The sequence below is a fragment of the Thermobaculum sp. T2p genome, from assembly GCF_059335935.1.
In genome coordinates, this window is record NZ_JANZYQ010000001.1 from 21364 (window position 1) to 39575 (window position 18212).

At 58.2% G+C, this 18212-nt stretch carries 20 protein-coding genes; 14 read left to right on the top strand and 6 right to left on the bottom strand.

All coding sequences use genetic code 11. The annotated features are described in order from the left end of the window. The first annotated feature begins 1 nt into the window (after position 1). From N2245_RS00130 to N2245_RS00150, 5 genes are read left to right on the top strand one after another with little or no spacing between them, the layout of a single operon-like run. Positions 2–1078 (top strand): ABC transporter permease, encoded by a 1077-nt coding sequence (locus N2245_RS00130; protein WP_494534707.1) that lies wholly within the window; start codon positions 2–4, stop codon positions 1076–1078. Positions 1079–1082: 4 nt separating this feature from the next. Continuing rightward, entirely contained in the window at positions 1083–1949 is an 867-nt protein-coding gene (locus N2245_RS00135; protein WP_494534708.1) for an ABC transporter permease, read from the top strand. Positions 1950–1966: 17 nt separating this feature from the next. After that, positions 1967–3034, top strand: a complete 1068-nt coding sequence (locus tag N2245_RS00140) for an ABC transporter ATP-binding protein (RefSeq protein WP_494534709.1) — start codon at positions 1967–1969, stop codon at positions 3032–3034. Next, positions 3018–3914, top strand: coding sequence for an ABC transporter ATP-binding protein (locus N2245_RS00145; protein ID WP_494534710.1), 897 nt, complete (start codon positions 3018–3020; stop codon positions 3912–3914). The genes N2245_RS00140 and N2245_RS00145 overlap by 17 nt, the downstream gene beginning before the upstream one ends. Before the next feature lie 52 nt (positions 3915–3966). Next, the gene (locus N2245_RS00150) at positions 3967–6018 is read left to right on the top strand and encodes a GxGYxYP domain-containing protein (protein WP_494534711.1); all 2052 of its coding nucleotides are present in this window, start codon (positions 3967–3969) and stop codon (positions 6016–6018) included. Positions 6019–6157: 139 nt separating this feature from the next. Here the strand turns inward: N2245_RS00150 and N2245_RS00155 are convergent, their stop codons facing one another. Beyond that, the gene (locus N2245_RS00155) at positions 6158–6613 is read right to left on the bottom strand and encodes a hypothetical protein (RefSeq protein ID WP_494534712.1); all 456 of its coding nucleotides are present in this window, start codon (positions 6611–6613) and stop codon (positions 6158–6160) included. Between N2245_RS00155 and pstS the strand changes: the two genes are divergently transcribed. The 8 genes from pstS to N2245_RS00195 all read left to right on the top strand — a co-directional run bounded on the left by pstS (position 6603) and on the right by N2245_RS00195 (position 13345). Next, complete coding sequence (gene pstS / locus N2245_RS00160; protein WP_494534713.1) at positions 6603–7556, top strand: phosphate ABC transporter substrate-binding protein PstS; 954 nt, start codon at positions 6603–6605, stop codon at positions 7554–7556. The two genes, N2245_RS00155 and pstS, sit on opposite strands and share 11 nt — an antisense overlap. A gap of 73 nt (positions 7557–7629) precedes the next feature. Next, entirely contained in the window at positions 7630–8589 is a 960-nt protein-coding gene (gene pstC / locus N2245_RS00165) for a phosphate ABC transporter permease subunit PstC (protein ID WP_494534714.1), read from the top strand. Next, complete coding sequence (pstA, locus tag N2245_RS00170) at positions 8590–9429, top strand: phosphate ABC transporter permease PstA (protein WP_494534715.1); 840 nt, start codon at positions 8590–8592, stop codon at positions 9427–9429. It begins immediately after the preceding gene. Positions 9430–9520: 91 nt separating this feature from the next. Continuing rightward, positions 9521–10285 carry a phosphate ABC transporter ATP-binding protein PstB gene (gene pstB / locus N2245_RS00175; protein WP_494534774.1) on the top strand — a complete coding sequence of 255 codons (765 nt, stop codon included), beginning with the start codon at positions 9521–9523 and terminating at the stop codon, positions 10283–10285. A 109-nt stretch (positions 10286–10394) separates the two neighbouring features. Continuing rightward, positions 10395–10970: a COG4315 family predicted lipoprotein gene (locus N2245_RS00180; RefSeq protein WP_494534716.1), complete on the top strand. Its 576-nt coding sequence runs from the start codon at positions 10395–10397 to the stop codon at positions 10968–10970. Positions 10971–11083: 113 nt separating this feature from the next. Beyond that, a complete protein-coding gene (locus tag N2245_RS00185) occupies positions 11084–11557 on the top strand; it encodes a hypothetical protein (protein ID WP_494534717.1) in 474 nt (157 codons plus the stop codon). 144 nt (positions 11558–11701) lie between these two features. Beyond that, on the top strand, positions 11702–12103 hold the full coding sequence (locus N2245_RS00190; RefSeq protein WP_494534718.1) for a PH domain-containing protein: 402 nt from the start codon (positions 11702–11704) through the stop codon (positions 12101–12103). Positions 12104–12163: 60 nt separating this feature from the next. Further along, positions 12164–13345 carry a trans-sulfuration enzyme family protein gene (locus N2245_RS00195; RefSeq protein ID WP_494534719.1) on the top strand — a complete coding sequence of 394 codons (1182 nt, stop codon included), beginning with the start codon at positions 12164–12166 and terminating at the stop codon, positions 13343–13345. On the opposite strand, the gene N2245_RS00200 is transcribed toward N2245_RS00195, so the two are convergent. Together N2245_RS00200 and N2245_RS00205 are read right to left on the bottom strand one after the other, a co-directional pair. Further along, positions 13340–14560, bottom strand: a complete 1221-nt coding sequence (locus N2245_RS00200) for a S41 family peptidase (RefSeq protein ID WP_494534720.1) — start codon at positions 14558–14560, stop codon at positions 13340–13342. The genes N2245_RS00195 and N2245_RS00200 overlap by 6 nt on opposite strands. 30 nt (positions 14561–14590) lie before the next feature. Then, entirely contained in the window at positions 14591–15211 is a 621-nt protein-coding gene (locus tag N2245_RS00205) for a thermonuclease family protein (protein WP_494534721.1), read from the bottom strand. 182 nt (positions 15212–15393) lie between these two features. On the opposite strand from N2245_RS00205, the gene N2245_RS00210 reads away from it, so the two are divergent. After that, positions 15394–16545 carry an SH3 domain-containing protein gene (locus tag N2245_RS00210; protein ID WP_494534722.1) on the top strand — a complete coding sequence of 384 codons (1152 nt, stop codon included), beginning with the start codon at positions 15394–15396 and terminating at the stop codon, positions 16543–16545. Here the strand turns inward: N2245_RS00210 and N2245_RS00215 are convergent. From N2245_RS00215 to N2245_RS00225, 3 genes are all read right to left on the bottom strand, one after another. After that, positions 16538–16948, bottom strand: coding sequence for a helix-turn-helix domain-containing protein (locus tag N2245_RS00215; RefSeq protein ID WP_494534723.1), 411 nt, complete (start codon positions 16946–16948; stop codon positions 16538–16540). The genes N2245_RS00210 and N2245_RS00215 overlap by 8 nt on opposite strands. 219 nt (positions 16949–17167) lie before the next feature. Next, the gene (locus tag N2245_RS00220; RefSeq protein ID WP_494534724.1) at positions 17168–17650 is read right to left on the bottom strand and encodes a hypothetical protein; all 483 of its coding nucleotides are present in this window, start codon (positions 17648–17650) and stop codon (positions 17168–17170) included. Between the two features lie 72 nt (positions 17651–17722). Beyond that, positions 17723–18202: a hypothetical protein gene (locus N2245_RS00225; protein WP_012876651.1), complete on the bottom strand. Its 480-nt coding sequence runs from the start codon at positions 18200–18202 to the stop codon at positions 17723–17725. Between the last annotated feature and the right edge of the window lie 10 nt (positions 18203–18212).

Below are 18212 nucleotides of genomic sequence, written 5' to 3' on the forward strand. Positions count from 1 at the left end.
TATGGCGCAGGCAGCCACGACCAGAGAACTAGGGCTTATCTCAGCATATCGCAAGTTCGTGATCAACCATCCTCTGGCAGCATACGCTATAAGGCGTTTTGGAGTATACCTGCTGACGCTGTGGGGAGCTATAACGATCACCTTCTTCTTCTTCAGGATGATTCCAGGGAACCCAATAGATGCCTACATACAGAACCTACAGACCGCTCAGCAGAACTACAGCGTGCACGCTAGCGAGGCCACCGTGCAGTACTATAAAGAAGCCTTCGGTCTCAACGGCAGCCTCCTAGAGCAGTACGTACGCTACATGGACCAGCTGGTGCTGCACCAGAACTTCGGTCCATCGCTGATCAACTACCCCAACCCCGCTCAGGTGGTGATAGCCCGAGCGCTGCCCTGGACCATAGGGCTGCTGGGGGTCTCGACCGTGATCATGTGGATCATAGGGGTGGTGCTGGGGGCGATCCTTGGCTGGAGGCGCGACAAGCCGGTCTCGGGCTTCGTGACCTACCTGGCGATCGCCTTCTCGCACATCCCGTACTACTTCGTCGCGCTGATCCTGGTGTTCCTGCTTTCCTACAGACTGGGCTGGCTGCCGTCCACCGCAGCCTACGACCCAGGCTATAGGATAGGTCTCACGCCGGAGTTCATCACCAGCGTGATCAAGCACGCCATACTCCCCTCGCTCTCCATCATCGTGATAGGTGTGGCCAACTGGATGGTTAGCACGCGCATGCTCATCGTGCCGATGCTGGGAGAGGACTTCCTGACGTTCGCCGAGGCCAAGGGGCTCAGGCCGGGATACATTCTGACAAGGTACGCGCTGCGCAACTGCTGGCTCCCACAGGTGATCGGCCTCGGCATCGGCCTGGGTAGTATCTTCAACGGGAACGTGCTCGTTGAGCAGCTGTTCAACTACCCTGGTGTGGGCAACCTATTTGTCCAGGCCACTGCCCAGCTCGACTACAACACGATGATGGGGATAGTGATCCTGGCTATATTTGGGGTGCTCACCGCCAACCTCATACTGGACCTGCTGCTGCCGGCGATAGACCCCAGAGTGAAGTACTGGAGGTAGAGAGATGCGCGGTGTGAGGGCGATATGGAACAGCAGCAACAAGCTCAAGATAGGGCTGCTGATCATCCTGTTCTTCGTGGTCGTGGCATTGCTCAACGAGCCCATCGTGCGCATGATAGGCCGAGGTAAGGACCCAATAGAGACCGCGGCCTACATGCCCTGGCAGCTGCCCAACAGGACCAATTGGTTGGGCACAGATCGCTACGGCCGCGACATCTTGGCGCTGGCGGTCAAGGGGCTATCGGCCTCCCTGCAGGTGGGCGCGGTGGCTGGTTTGATCTCAACGTTCATAGGCGTGTTCGTCGCCTTCCTTGCGGGATACAAGGGTGGGAGGGTGGACAGCATCCTCTCTGGTGTGGCGGACATGTTCCTGGTGGTGCCCAGCCTCCCCATCCTGATAGTGCTCTCGGCGTACGCGACCAACCTCAACCTCTTCACGATCGGCCTGATCCTGGCGATATTCAGCTGGGCGCTGGCGGCGCGCGTCATCCGCTCGCAGGTGCTCAGCCTGCGCACCAGGCCCTACGTGGAGCTGGCGAAGGTCAACAACATGGGTGATCTGGAGATCATCTTCCAGGAGCTCGTGCCCAACCTGTTGCCGTTCATCGCTGTGGGCTTTGCCAACGCGGTGCTGGGCTCGATCTTCGCCTTGGTAGGCCTCGAGGTTATAGGATTAGGCCCCAGCAACGTTATAGACCTGGGCTTGATGCTCAACTGGGCGATAGGCTGGGGCACGCTGAGCCTGGGGATGTGGCCACTGTTCGTCACCCCCATCTTCATCCTCGGCATGCTGTTCTTCGCGGTGAACTTGATCAACATAGGACTTGAGGAGACGTACAACCCGCGCCTGCGTAAGGTGGCGGGAGCTTAGAGGGAGAGGTAGTTTGTATGACGCAGGAATCCATAGCTAGAGAACGGATCAGCAGCACGGGGGGCAAGCCGCTGCTGGAGGTGCGTGACCTGAGGGTCTATTACCGCACCGTCGCAGGGATCTCCAGAGCGGTGGACGGCGTGGACCTGGAGGTGCGCAGGGGGGAGATCCTGGGGATAGCTGGCGAGTCGGGCTCGGGCAAGAGCACGCTCACCACCGCCCTGCTGAGGCTCACCAAGCCCCCTGGATTCATAGCTGGCGGCAGCGTCGTCTTTCACCCTCGGGAGGGATCTCCTGTGGACCTCATGCAGCTGAGTGACTCACAGGTGAGGGAATATCGTTGGCGGAACCTATCGTACCTTCCTCAGGGCTCGATGAACTCGCTCAACCCGGTGATGAAGATCGAGGACCAGTTCGTAGACGTCATCACCCAGCATAGTGACATTCCCGATAGGAAGGCCAGGGAGATGGTGCCAAGCCTGCTGGAGCAGGTGGGATTGGATCCCCACGTGGCGCGCATGTATCCCCACGAGCTCTCGGGCGGCATGAAGCAGAGGGTGATCATTGCTATGTCCGTGGCGCTCAACTCCGACCTCGTGGTCGCCGATGAGCCCACGACTGCGCTCGATGTGCACATCCAGCGCGTGGTGATCCAGACGCTGGCATCGTTGCGCGATGAGTTCGGCATGACGGTGATCCTGGTGACGCACGACATGGCTGTGCACGCCGAGCTAGCCGATAGGGTCGCTGTCATGTACGCGGGTAAGATCGTGGAGGTGAGCGACGTTCACCAGATATTCAAGGACCCCAAGCATCCTTACACCCAAGGGCTCATCGCCTCGATTCCCAAGATCGGTGGTGAGAGAAAGAGGCTCACGGGCATAGGAGGTAACGCCCCCAGCCCTCTGGCCTGGCCCAGCGGCTGCCGCTTTCATCCTAGATGTCCCTACGTTATGGACGTATGCCGACACCAGGAGCCGCCGTTGTTGCCCCTGGTGAACGGCCACAAGGTGCCGCCGGTAGTGGCCTGCCACTTGTACAACGAGCAGCAAGTGACTGGAGGTAAGCATGAGGCAAGAGCATGAACACAAGATCGAGGTGCAGCACGTGACCCAGGAGTTCCGTGGGGCGGCCTTTCGCTCCACGGGCGGCAAGCTCGTTGCGGTCAACGATGTGACCTTCTCGCTCACAGATAACCCTCCACAGATCATCAACCTTGTGGGGCAGAGCGGCAGCGGCAAGAGCACTCTGGCTCGCATCATCTTAGGTCTTCAGAAACCCACTAGCGGGACAGTGCTGTTCAACGGCAAGGACGTGTACGGCATGGGACGTAAAGATCGAGCGGAGTTCCTGCGCATGGTCCAGCCCGTGTTCCAGGACCCTTACGGAATATTCAATCCTTTCTACAGAGTGGATAGGGTTCTATGGAAGCCCATCAAGAAGTTCGGGCTTGCCAAGAACAGGTCGCAGGGACTGGAGATCATAGAGAGGTCGCTGCGAGCGGTGGATCTGCGTCCGGAGGATGTTCTTGGGCGTTATCCCCACCAGCTGTCGGGGGGGCAGCGTCAGAGGGTGATGCTTGCACGCGTGCATATGCTGCAGCCGCGCTTCATCATCGCCGACGAACCTGTGTCGATGCTCGACGCGGCGGTGCGGGTGTCCTTCCTCAACCTGCTGATAGATTTCCGGGATAAGTACGGGATGACCACACTGTTCATCACCCATGACTTGTCGACCTCTTACTACGTCGGTGGCGAGATCATGGTGATGCACAAGGGCAGCATAGTCGAGAGCGGCAGGGTGGACGACGTGCTGCTACGCCCCCAGCACCCGTACACTCGTACGCTGCTGGCCTCTGTGCCGGTACCCGATCCCGATGCTCGCTGGCGGGACAAGGCAGCGGTGGCGATCGAAGAGGAGGAGGTGGTGGTCGAATCTCCCAATATTGAGGCACCGAACCCGTGACAAGCACGGGGCACCACAGGGTTGGTGCACAAAAATATGAAGGAGATGAGTTATGCCTTATGAAATGACGCGCCGAAGGTTCTTGCAGGTAGGTGGAGCAGCGGGGGCTGGGCTCCTGGCGCTCTCCGTGGGAGGTCAAGGCCCGGTTATGGCCCATGACCGACACCATGGTCCTTGGGTTAGGTCCAGGGAACTACCAAGCTTCAAGCGGCCGCATCATCTTGACTATATCGATGCTACCGATCTTGATCCCGACGTGCAGCTGGTGCTCACCACTCTACAGGGTGCGGTGGCTCAGGAAAGGCCGGCGATCTACGTATGGTTTCCCACAAACGAGCCCAACCATGCCTGGATCGATACGCTGGGTGTGCCCTACACGGAGTACACCGATCCCTGGGAGATAATCCACAGGCACAGCTCAAAGGCCCGAGGGGTAATAGTATACGATCCGGATATGATGGATACCATCAACGTGGCGACTACGCTGGCCGGGTTGCGCCGTGCCGTGGTTGCCTCTCCTCAGCTGGCGCAGGTGCTCTCTGGAGAGCCCTACAACCTACCGATCATCGACGATCTGAGAGGGAGGTTTGCCAGCAGGATAGAAGCCTATGAGTGGCAGTACGAGCACCTCTGGCCGCACTGCAACCACGACGTGCTAACAGGTATAAGTCCTTCTCAGAAGAAGAGCCTGCCGCCTGGCATTCCTCCCTACTACACGACCCTGGCGCAGGTAGGTGGGCACGTGCACGACTCATCCAACCGGGGTGTGTACGAGTTTGACCTCACGCCCTTCCTGGGAGGTGAAGCAGTATACCTACGCTTCGACGATGCCTTCACGGACGATGGCTGGGGGCCCTCGGTCCAGCACGTCACGGTCGTTGCCGACGGGCAAACGATCGCCGACTTCGAACCCTTCACCGACGCCGAGGCCGAGTACCTGTACGACTCCGATGGCTCCTCACGCGATGGTAGCCACCGCTTTGCGGACGGTACCCGCTACTTCGTGTACCGATTCGTACCGCCACAAGGCACCACATCGCTCACTGCGCGCGTGGAGATGTGGAACGAGTACAAGGTGTCTGCCACGAGCACCACTCCACCCACTTCGGATGAGCTACTGCCTTTCCCGCGGTTCAGGGACTACATAGTAGCTGCGCGCACGATGGTGTTCTGGCTCGACCCGAACGTCGAGGCTGAAAGAGAGCTGTTCGTGAGGATCATGAACGACGTCAAACCCTACACGCCCTATATGGGGTGGTTTGCGCAGGACGTTGCTGGTGAGTTCAGCGGCACGCAGCTTTGCTCTGAGCACAGCGTGTATGTGCTGGCCGCGGACTTCTTCGACAACGGCACGGTGTTTGGTGGCGTGCAGGCCCCTATGCCTCCTCGTCGTGCTCCTGCCAGACCTAAGCTTGCAAACAAGATCTACGTCGCGCTCGTGATGTCTGAGGGAGATAACATCCAGTACGACCAGCACAGGATGCGACAGCTCTGGGATGACCCCAACAGGGGCAAGATCCCCATCAACTGGACGGTCAACCCTATACTGTTCGAGGCCGCGCCGACGATCATTGGCTATTACCTGCGCACGGCCACCGATAACGATCTCCTCATGGCTGGGCCCTCTGGTGCGGGCTACATCAACCCCACTCCCTGGCCTGATGATACCTTTCATATATATACGCACGCCACTTATAGATACATGCATCGTCTGGGGATGAACACCGTGTACGTGCTCAACAGGGTGAACGGGGCGTCGGTGGAGCTGTCAGCATCCGAACGACGAGCATACATCGAGGATGTGAGGCCCGAGGGTATCATGCTCAACTGGGAACCACACACGGCGATGCGGCTACTCGATGGCACCACACCCCAGGGCACGGTCCGCGGCACGGGGAATGCTGCAGATGTGCTGCAAGCTATTCGGGAGGAATCCGCAGGGTGGGATGGTACATCCCCGCTGTTCCTCTCGATCGGGGTGCTAGCCTGGAACGTCACCCCGACGGATCTGGTCAACACCCTCTCGGCGCTTGGACCCGAGTACGAGATCGTGCGGGCGGATCACTTCTTCGAGCTCGCCAGGCAGTACTACAAGCGTAGATAACACTATCCCCTCCTGCATCTTTCTTGGTGCGAGGGCCGGGGCATATCGCCCCGGCCCTATCTACTTAATGTCCTCTTAATCTTTGGGGCCTATAAAGGCGCTGTGTGTTTAGCAAATTCAGATGCTGTTTATCACTGCTTCAGGTTATCTTAATCTCCCCATTAATATTGGCCTGTAAATTGGGTGTGGGTAAAGGGAGGCGAATCTCCCAAGCAGAAATTACGTATGGAGGTAATATGTTAGCTGGTTTGTATAGACGTCTTTCTCTAATCGGTGTGGTGTTGAGCTTCATTGTTCTTTTCACTGCGGCTTGTGGTTCCCAGAACAGTACTCCAACGCAAGGAACCAGTAGTCCAAGTCCCTCGGCGAGTGCGGGAGCAAGCAGCCCAAGCCCTTCCGCTGCAAGCCCTTCTCCCAGCGCCTCGGCTAGTAGTCCTAGCCCTAGCCCCACGCAAGCGGCTGCTAGTCCGTCCGCCTCTCCCACCGCGGCTGCTAGTCCTTCGGCCTCTCCTGCTGCCAGCCCGACCCCGGAGATGATGCCGACTCCAACGGAGTCTTCGGGTTCTGGCGGGGTCAGCGGGAACGTGTCGCTCACCGGTGCGGGCTCGACCTTCGTCGCTCCGTTCTTCTCCAACGCCTTCCAGGAGTACTCCAAGCAGCATCCCAACATCAAGGTGAACTACCAAGCGATCGGTAGCGGTGGCGGCATCGAGCAGTTCACCGCGCAGACCGTCGATTTCGCGGCCAGCGACGTGCCCATGAACGAGGACGAGCTTGCCGCTGCCAAGCAGGCCAACGGTGAGGTGGTGGAGTTTCCTGTGGCCCTGGGTGCCATCGCGATCGCGTACAACGTCCCAGGAGTGGACAAAGGCCTCAAGCTCACGCAGGACGCTCTTGCGGGCATATTCCTAGGCAAGATCACCAAGTGGAACGATCCCGAGATAGCCAAGGCCAACCCAGGCGTCAAGCTCCCCGACAGGGACATCGTGGTGGTGCATCGATCCGATAGTAGCGGTTCGACCTATATATTCACCGACTATCTCTCGCACATCAGCAAGGAGTGGAAGGATGGCCCCGGCACCAGCAAGGAGGTCGATTGGCCTGTAGGTTTGGGTGCCCAGGGCAACTCAGGTGTGGCCTCGCAGATCCGCAACACTCCGGGCTCTATTGGCTACGTTGAGCTGGCGTACGTGCTGGAGAGCAAGATGGACTACGCTTACCTGCAGAACAAGGCAGGCAAGTTCGTGGAGCCCACGCTAGCTGCCGCCACTGCCGCTGCCGGCCAGTTCCCGAAGGTTAGCCCAGAGAACTTCTCGATCGTCAACGCTCCGGGCGCCAAGAGCTACCCGATAGCTGGTTACACCTGGGCAATAGTATGGAAGCAGTACTCGGACTCCAACAAGGCCGGTGCCATCAAGGAGCTGATGAACTGGATCGTGACCGATGCTCAGGAGTCTGTGGCCAAGAAGCTCAACTATGCGCCGCTGCCACAGAGCGCACAGCAGCTGGCACAACAGAACCTAGGGCAGGTCAAGTAGAGTACATGAAGTGCTCCAGCGGGAAGTACGTCCTAGGACGTACTTCCCGTGCTGCATTTGAGGAGGTAATGGAGTGGCTGTAGGGATACGTGAAGATGTGAGGGGTATCACTAGGTCTAGGAACCTTAGGTTATCAGGGGATTTCATCTTCAGCGCGATCGTCTTCTTAGCAGCGCTGACCATCTTGATAATTACCTTGTTGTTCATCCTAGAGCTGGCTCGGCAGGCCTACCCCGCATTTGCACGTTACGGGTGGGGGTTCCTTCTGGGTACAGAATGGAGCCGTACTCGCAAGGAGTTCGGGGCTCTGCCCTTCATCTACGGCACGGTGGTGAGCTCAGCAATAGCCCTCATAATAGGGGGCATAGTTGGTATAGGTATGGCGGTGTTTCTAACGGAGCTGGCTCCCAAGTGGCTGAGAACACCTCTGGCCTACATAGCTGAGCTTCTAGCAGCTATCCCCAGCGTCGTGTACGGCTTCTGGGGGCTGCAGGTGGTGGTACCGTGGATGGCACACACGGTGCAGCCCAAACTAGGGGATGCGCTTGGATTCCTCCCGCTCTTCGATGGAGCTCCTTATGGGGTGGGCATGCTGACGGCCGGCATTGTGCTGGGCGTGATGATCCTCCCCACGGTGGCTGCGGTCTCCAAGGATGTCATCTCTGCGGTGCCACAAGCCCAGCGTGAGGGTATGCTAGCTTTGGGTGCGACCAGATGGGAGACCATATATAGGGTAGTGTTGCCCTACGCAAGGTCGGGCATAGTGGGAGCGTTGATCCTAGGGCTGGGGCGTGCCTTCGGCGAGACGATAGCTACCACCATGCTGATCGGGAACAACCCCCAGATCAAGGCCTCGTTGTTTGCGCCTGCTTCCACGATGGCCTCCATCATAGCCAGCCAGTTCAATGAATCGACTGGGGCGCTGCGGGCCTCGCTCGTGGCCATAGCTCTCTTGCTGTTCATGATCACTCTGCTGGTGAACATGGGTGCACAGGTGCTGATCCACAGCATGAACAGGTCAAGGGGGATGTAGATGGTGTTCAAGTTATCTTTCAGGCGCAGGCTAACAGATTCGATGGCCAGGGGCTTGATCTGCCTGTCTGCAATGTTGGCTATACTCCCCCTGGTGTTGATATTGCTCTACCTCGGGATCAGGGGTATCCCAGCTTTGAGCTGGGAGTTCTTTACTCAGAACCCACAACCCTTGGGGTCTCCAGGGGGCGGTATGTTGAACGGCATAGTCGGCACGCTCATCATCGTGGGGATGGCCTCTTTGATGGCGGTGCCCTTAGGAGTGCTCACGGGTATTTACTTGGGGGAGTACGGCACGGGAGCTTTTGCACGTGCCGTGCGCTTTCTGAGCGACAGCCTGGCTGGCATACCATCCATCGCGGCTGGTATCTTTGCCTACTCCTTGATCGTAACCGCCATGGGGCATTTCTCAGCCTTTGCGGGCAGCGTGGCCCTGTCGATCCTGATCCTCCCGGTCGTAGTCAGGACCACCGAGGATGCGCTGAGGATGGTGCCGATGGATATCAGGGAGGCTGCGTATGCCCTAGGCATCACTAGATGGCGAAGCGTGCTGCGAGTGGTGCTGCCGGCAGCAAGGGCGCCTATAGTTACTGGGGCCCTGCTAGGCATAGCTAGGGCCAGTGGCGAAACGGCTCCATTGCTCTTCACGGCCTTCGGCACACCCTTCCTGACGTTCGATCCTTCGCAGCCTATGAGCGCACTGCCGTTACAGATCTACGTGTATGCGACTTCGCCCTACGAGGTCAACTGGAACCTAGCCTGGGCAGCAGCCCTTACACTCGTAGCTATCGTGCTGCTGCTCAACGTCCTGGCTAGGGTAATATCTGCTAAGTCAAGATAGGGGGAAGGCATTGGAAGGTAACGCTAACAACAGAACCGTAAGCGTATGGCACAAAGGTGTATCTTCTCAGGAAGCACCCACCCAGGCAGCGATGGTAGCTGATAAGGTCTCCGCTTGGTACGGCTCCCGGCTGGCCATCAAAGATGTGACGCTCACTATATGGAAGCAACGGGTGACGGCCTTCATAGGTCCAAGTGGCTGCGGGAAGAGCACCTTCCTGCGCACCCTCAACAGGATGCACGAGCTGGTGCCCGGAGGGCGCGTCGAGGGCAGGGTGCTGTTTGGCGAGCAGGACATATACTCACCAGAGGTTGATCCCGTGGCTCTCAGGCGCCGTGTGGGTATGGTGTTTCAGCGACCCAACCCGTTTCCTACGATGTCCATCTTCGATAACGTCGCCGCGGGCCTCAGGCTGACGGGAGTGCGGAGTAAAACCCTCCTACAGGAGAGGGTGGAGAGCAGCCTGCGGCAGGCTGCCTTGTGGGAGGAGGTGAAGGACAGCCTACACAAGCCTGCCACTGCCCTATCTGGTGGACAACAACAGAGGCTCTGCATCGCTCGGGCGCTGGCGGTCGAGCCCGACGTCATCCTGATGGATGAGCCCACGAGCTCCCTGGACCCCATATCCACACAGAAGATAGAGGACACCATAACCGAGCTCAAGCAGAAGTACACCATCGTGATAGTGACACACAACCTCCAGCAGGCAGCTCGCATCTCCGACTACACTGGGCTGTTCTTGATCCGCAGGCAAGGGGATCCTGGGGAGTTGTGGGAAATGGACGCCACGGATAAGCTTTTCTCGATGCCCTCGCGCCCTGAGACCGAGAGCTACATAACCGGCCGTTTCGGGTGATGCTCCAGGGACATCTGGGCTACTTATGGACTTTCGAGAAAGTTAGATACATCCATTTGGCCTCCTCAGTTCGTATGCAAGGGTGAAGAATTAGGGAGGAGGTTATCCTATGTTACGGTCTTTAGCGGTGCTGCTTGGTCTATGCTTGGTGCTGATTTTCTCGACGTACGCTGGGGCGCAATCTGGGGTCACAGTGAAGGTCATGCATAATGAGGAGTATGGGAATATACTGACGGACTCCAAGGGTATGACGCTCTATATGTTCGTGCCTGACAAGCCCAACGAGAGTACATGCTATGGGTCTTGTGCGCAGGCCTGGCCGCCGTTGATCCTGGAGTCAGGCCAGCCTACGGCTGGTGCAGGAGTGAACGCCAAGTTGGGCTTGACCACTCGCAAGGACGGCAGCAAGCAGGTGACTGTCAATGGTATGCCTTTGTACTACTTTGCCGGCGACAAGAAGCCCGGCGATGTCAATGGCCAAGGTCTGAACAAAGTTTGGTGGGTGCTATCTGCTTCGGGTCAGCCTATTAGGTCGGAGGAGCAGACTCCCGAGAAGCCTCCAACCACCGGGGGTGGCGGCATGGCTACTCACGGACCGTTACCCAAGGCTCCGATCGTGGCCCTGATGCTGTTGGGAATTGCGGCTGCTGGAGTAGGGTACGGCGTACGCCGCTGGGCAAGGTGAGCTAGAGTTGGGGCCCGGGGAAAACAGCTCCCGGGCCCCAAATAGCGACCTTGGTCCACTTCTTGCTTCTTCCAGTGCGATCGCATGGAGCAAGCAGCTGAAAGGAGTGGGGCATGTTTACTGTCGGCTTGGTTGTGGCTGCTCTCTTGACGGTGCTGGGAGACGTGGCGGTTATCATAGCTATCTATTTCCTGCTGACTCGTCTGCCCGGCATGCATCGCTACGCTAGGGGAGTGGCCGTGATCTATGGAGCGTTCTGGGTCTTCTCCGAGCTCGTCCATTTCGTGACCTCGCGACTCGACTGGGTTTCCCAGCAACAGATGCACAACCAGCCCACGCCCTACTGGGGGAGGGACGGTTTTGTGATATATTGGCTGAGCCAATCCTACGAGAACTACAAGAGTGAGTGGATGCAGTTGTTGTTCCAGGTGTTGGTGTTGGCCGCTGCCTACTACGTAGGTTCCTCTCAGTCAAGGGATTCCGACGACAGGCTAGAGGCCAAGGTGGACTACCTCCTGAAGCTGGCGCACAAGGATCCATCCGATTTCAATACCTATGGTGAGGATCAAGGGAAAACGGTCAAGTAATTCGGGTTGCCGGCTAAACTGTGCTGTGGCCTCTTGGTTTTCGTAGGCAGGTCCACAGAGGCTTTGGTCAAGAGTAGAGCACCTTGTCCTGGCCTCGTGCGTGGTGTATCCTTTAGCCTAACCTTGATTTGTGGAGGTAGGCCAATGCATGACATACAAGCCTCTTCTGGCACACAAGATACCGAGGTGGTATACGACAAGAAGGAACAGGTCGAGAAGATATCTCGCTTCATACGTCCCTACGAGCAGCTGCGGGCGGTGTTCGATATGAAGGGTGGAGGCACGGGCTTCGTGGCAATCACCGACAAGCGCTTGGTGTTCTACGACAAGGCTTTCTTGGGTCGGCGCAAGGCCATAGTTAGCATCCCGTTCTCCAAGATCACGCGGGTGGCCTCCGAGGATGACAGTGGGACGTTCTTCTCACCCAAGCTGTTCACCACTAGCAGGTTGATAGTGTGCGCTGGCAGTGAGTGTTATGAATTCGAGTTCCGGGGCGCGGATAAAGCCCACCTGGCGTACGAGCTGATCATCGATGGTCTGCTGTAGGCCAGCTTTGACCGGAATCTCCTACGACTACCGCAATTCTTCCCTGCTAGGAGGTGGCAGTTGACCGAAGAGCGCAGAGGTCTACAGACACGTCTGATACACGCCGATGAGGAGCTGAACAGCAGCCCTGCTATCTCTCCGCCTATCTACCAAACTAGTACCTACCGGCTCTCCTCGCCGGAGGAAGGCGCTAGGCTGGCCGGGGAAGTAGCACCTGCTACCTTCTATACCCGCTATGGCTCGCCCAACACCAAGCAGGTGGAGAGGGTGCTGGCGGAGATAGAGGGTGCGGAGGCTGCGTTGGTGACTGGTAGTGGCATGGCGGCGATCACCGTGGCCCTGATGTCCAACTTGCGGGCTGGTGATCATATTGTTGCCCAGCGCACGCACTACACGGCGACGATCACGCTGCTGTCGGAGGTGCTGCCTCGGTACGGAGTGGAGGTCACACAGGTGGACCAGCGTGATACCGAGGCTTTCAAGCGTGCGATGCGTCCCAATACTCGCATCGTGTACACCGAGACGCCAACTAACCCGACCTTAGATATAACGGACCTCGAGACCACAGCACAGATAGCTCACGAACACGGGGCGATAGCGATCACTGACAATACGTTCGCATCTTCCTATAACCAGCGCCCGGTAGCCTTGGGCTACGACCTGGTGGTACATTCAGCAACGAAGTATCTTGGGGGCCACTCTGATGTTACCGCCGGGGTAGTGGTCGGTAAGCGGGAGTTAGTAGAGAGGGCCTGGGAGTACCTGAGGGTGTATGGGCCGGTGCTGCACCCGTTTGAAGCCTGGCTGTTGCTCAGGGGACTGCGCACATACGGCCTACGCATGCGCGAGCACAACCACAACGCCATGGAGGTGGCTCGCTTCCTCGAGAGTCATCCAGCGGTTGATAGAGTCTACTACCCAGGGCTGGCCTCGCATCCTCAGCACCAGCTAGCCCGCAGGCAGATGTCCGGTGGCTTTGGTGGGATGCTATCCTTCGAGCTCAAAGGGGGCTACGACGCCGCTTACAGGGTTATCGGGCGTACTAAGGTGTGTGCATTGGGAGTCAGCTTGGGCGGCGTGGAGACCTTGATTACCCACCCAGCCTCTATGGTCTACACCCATAACTCCGAGGAGGAGATCAAGGCTGCCGGCATCTCGCCTGGCCTCGTACGCCTCTCGGTGGGGCTGGAGGATGTGGAGGACATTATAGAGGATCTAGAGCAGGCCATGGCTGGCTTATAGCCCTGAGAGTATCTCCACGGCTCTATCGAGCACAAGGTCCCTATCAAGGTACAGCCCTTGGCGGGTGGGTTCTACTCTCACGTCGGGCTCGACCCCTCTGCCCTCGATCTGAGAGCCATCGGGCATGTAGTCACGCTTGGTGCCGATGAACAGGGTTATGCCGTCCCCAAAGTCCTGCATGTAGGGCTGGCCAGTGGAGCCCCAAGTGGGCTCTCCAATTATGAGCGCTCGCCCGTTGTCCTTGAAGGGGATCACGAAGTCCTCCGCGGCCGATCCCGTGAGGTGATCAACCAGGATAAGGAGATTGCCTTGGTACGCGCCGGGTTCGGGCTGTACGTTCTTGGGGCGCCACAGCAGCTGGAGATCCTCGAAGTCTTCGTAATCGGTGCTGTGTAGTGCCAGGTACTCCAGGAGTCCTACGTGGGCTGGGGTGCTGTATCGGGAGGGGCGCCAGGGCACGTGCATCAGCTTGCGGATGAGTCCCAAAGGCGTTGATCCTCCAGTGTTGCCTCGCACGTCGATGATCATGTGGCTGGCGTGGGCGTGAAGCTCCACGAGCTCAAGGGCTCTCTGCTCGAATCGGGGTTGGCCGAAGCTGGGAATGCGCAGGTAGTAGATGTCATCGCTCAGCCATTTGCCCTCCGTCTGTGTGCTTACGGAAGATGCGACCTGTGATGGAGGCCGAGACAGGTTGGCAGATCTTTCCACCTGGCTCTTGTCCAGCCATCTTACCTCCAACGGTTGATCCTCCAGCGTGAGTGCTAGCCACATCATGACCAAATGTCTTCTGGAGCGCTCTTGCCTGGCGCACACGTACCTGCGCAGGTCTGCGTACCACTCATCCAAAGATCTCCCCTGTACGGTAAGGATGGCATCTCCGGGCCGCAGATCTTGTACTGAACTCGAGGTGACCACCCATTCACCGTCGAGCAAGCGTGCTCTAAAACCTAGATCCGGTGTGTTCTCCAGGAGCTCCCTATCCATGTACATCGTATGTGAGTTGTTCAAGGGAGAAATGAATTCCGACATTGCCTTGGCCAGCCCTAGGCGCGAGCTCGCCGAAGACACGCGTGGCAGGAACTCCCTGAACCTGTCGTCCAGCTCCTTAGGGGTGATGTCGGCGTCCTGCCAATGGGCAAAGAAGATGGATATCAGCTGATAGGCCTTGGCGAGCATGAAGATACGATCTTGCTCCGATGGTAGTTCCAGCGGCATCAACGTCCTCCTAAGCGCGTTTCTGGTTTGTCACCATGCCAGTGCTGAAAGTCTGTAGTAGCCCTGACCGTCCGGGGTCCAGGATGCTGGACGGTCGGTATCGCCGTTGCAGGTCTTAGGGGACCATAATCCCACGTCGTGGGTGCGAGCGTACCGCTCGGCGGCGCGGAACTCATCCCTGTATTTGTAGGGCTCGTCGTAGGTGTACTCGTGGGCGTACCCTTGGCGGATCATCCAGAGGTTGAAGAGGGTGTGGTCGACCCACACGTAGGCCAGCAGCCTGCCGTAGCGATCGCGCTTGCCCTGCGTGGGGTCTTCTTCTAGGTACACCTGCTTGCCCTCGAGCATCCTCTTGGCAGCAGCCGATGCCTCTCGACCGAAGCACTCCACTGGTTTCCTGGGGTCCACCGTCTCCGGCGTATCGATACCGATCAGGCGGACGGTCTCCTCCTCCCCGTTGATGATTACCCGGATGGTGTCGCCGTCCACGACCCTAGCGACCTTATATGGGCCTTCCAGATTCTTGAATGGTGTGCTAGTTTGCATGGGGGAAAACGAGGGTGTTGAGTGCGTTGCTACGCCAACGACCGCTGTCCTGCTTGTGACCTGTTTAGCCTGTTCAGATGTCGGTGTCAGCATTAAGCCTATCACAATGCCTACCAGTAGGCAGAGGCATGAGAACAGGAGGATAGCGCCGCCGGCGAGCAAGAAGCGTCTGTCCATGGCCCTCCTTCCTTATGGGAACTTATCGCATAGCAATGTGGTCAGTCTACATAAAATGTGTCTGTTGGCGCTTTGTGCGTGTACAATAGCAACAACAGTAGAAGTGTAGCATGAACTTAGATCGACGCCAACAACCGTATCACACTGTTCACAGTGATCGTGGATGCGCCCCCGGCAAGTGCTGGTGGGTGTGGTGGCTGTGCCTCTCGATCCTACTGGTGGCCTGCTCCATAGGCCGTGGGGAGCAGGCTTCAAGGGATCGACCTCAGAGGGCTGCCACAGCGAGTGCTGGCCTGATCGAGGCCTCTGCGCTTGCCACGCAGACGCCAGCACCCAGCGGGAAGTACTATCCAGTGGTCGATGTGCTGAAGGGAGATGCCCTCCGTGTGCGGGTTGATGGCCGGGTGGAAGTGGTGCATCTGATAGGGGTGCAGGCGCCATCTCCCGACCAGTGCTATGGCGACAAGGCGCAGGAGGCCCTCCGGAGCGCAGCAGGCGAGGAGGTCAAGCTTGAGACCGACCCGTCCCTGGGAGTGCGCGACAGCTTAGGAGAGATGATGGCCTACGTGTGGAACTCTAGGGGGGAGATGGTGAACGTGTGGATGCTCAGCCATGGCTACGCGCGTGTCAAGGATGAGGGCAGCAGCATGCTGACCTTTGGTCAGGAGCTGCAAGCCGCCATGGATGGGGCGCGCGAGAACAGGGTGGGTATATGGGACAAAGGAGCCTGTCCCACTCCAGGAGCACGCCTGCCGTACGACTACTCTGGAGAGAACGTGCAGAGCAGGCCCGTGCCAGCGACTATGATGTACGTGGACGGGACCTCTGGGGGCTACGTGGGAGCGAACCTCAGGCTGGAGCCTACGACCAGGTCCAAGCTGCTGATGCTGATCCCCAACGGTGAGGCGGTCTCGGTACTCAGCAACAAGATCCCTGGCCCCGATGGCGATAGGTGGTACAAGGTGCGCTACGGCAATCTGAAGGGCTGGATAAGGAGCGACCTGTTGGTGCGGGACGTCCCAGGAGGGCCCCCCTCCAGGCGGATGCTGGTGGATGCCTCTCCGCAGGGGTACGCTGGGGCCAATCTGCGGGCGAAGCCCTCGATGCAGGCGCCGGTGATCACCCTGATACCGAACAGGAAGCTCGTGTTGGCCTCGCCGAGAACTGTGCTGGGCATAGACGGCTACTACTGGTACGGCGTGCGCTATGGGCGATTTACTGGATGGATAAGGTCCGACCTCCTGCTTCCGCCCCCTAACTAGATCCGATGGCCACCCTGGTATGCTCACGCCTGCCGTGTACCTCTAGCATGGCCTGGAGAGAGTCGTAGATGCTCAGCCCCTTGGGATGCTCCTCCCACTCGATGACCACCCTGCCGGAGGGCAGCACTACCCCCAAAGCCACTATGGTCTCCTCTCCTTCCGGTTGCTGGCGTACTAGTGCGATGGGCGTAATCCCTTCTACCCTGATCTCAGCCACTGGCAGAGCCTCGCCTGCGGCCTGGACCAGCTCCACCCTGGTGCCTCCACCTAGGGTTCTGCGGATGGAGCTCATGTGGTTGTAGACGGTATGGGTACTTATCCCTAAGCGCTTGGCGATCTCTTTATCCGTCAGCCCTTGGGCCACCAGGCTCAGCACTTGTCTCTGTCTGCGTGTTAGGGCCATCAGGAAGCCCTACACCGCACTAGGCGGTGCGGCCCCTCTTGTGGTAGCGATATGTTCAGTCATGGCTCTTACTCCTCGTGTCGCACCCCACGACACGGCCACAGCGTACCACTCCTGTGTGTGTTTGAGGATATGAGAAGATGTAGAAATGTTTGAGGATCCTGCAGCAGGTGACCCACCCTTGGGTGTCGCAGGGCAGGGATTCCCTGCAAGCATCACCTACCTGTGGGCCATGCCTCCGGCACCTGTCTGGGGCATCTCGGGCATGGAATCCCCATGCGTCTCGGGGAACCTGTACCAGGCCCTGATCACTACGTCCCTTACTGTCTTAAACTCCCCATGTAGCCAGTAGTCTTGATCTGCACGGCTAGTACCCAATCGGCCATAGGAATAAGCAAATTCCCTGCCTTTTGGCACCTCCACACTCTCTCGATACACCTTGCCATGGCCTTCGCAGGGAGGTTTGTGTGCATAGAGCCCTGGCTCGGGGCCACAGAAGCGTAAGGGCATGAAAGCCTCGCTGCCGTTAGGGGGCGGGGCGTAGATCCACGATATCTGGAAAAATTGACCTTCCGGTACATCGCCGTAGATGGTGAGCTCGAAGGTGATGTTTATGCGGTTGTCTTTATGCTCTTTGGCCTGTGCTGGCACTGCCATGACTAGCACCAGTAGCAATGCTGTCCATATTCTAAGCGCCTTCATGACTATACCTCCTACTTGAAAGGATTGGGTGTGCTGGGATCAGGATCCAAGTGCTGCACCCTGCAAGCTCAACTACCTGCCTGCCATGCCTCCGGCGCCTGTTTGGGGCATCTTGGGCATGAACTCTTCATGCGCCTCGGGGAACCTGTACCAGGCCCTGACCCTGGTATCATGCGTTAATCGCATCGTCTTGCTGAAGAAAGCTCCAAAGCTATCGTTCAAATTACCTTTTCGAGCCCTCCAGAAGCCGAAAATTATCGTTCTGCCCCTTGGGATTTCGGTCTTGTATCGATAGGTGGTCCCATGTCCCTTACAGGGTCGGACTGGGAAAGATTGTACATTATCGCCACACAGGCCGTAGGGCCAGGGAGTAATACCTAGTGGGCGCACGTAGTCCCATCCTATCCAGAAGGCTGAATCTTTCTGGGCATCGCCGTAGATGGTAAGCTCGAAGGTGATGTTTACGTAGTTGTCTTTATGCTCTTTGGCCTGTGCTGGCACTGCCATGACTAGCACCAGTAGCAATGCTGTCCAGATTCTAAGCGCCTTCATGACTATACCT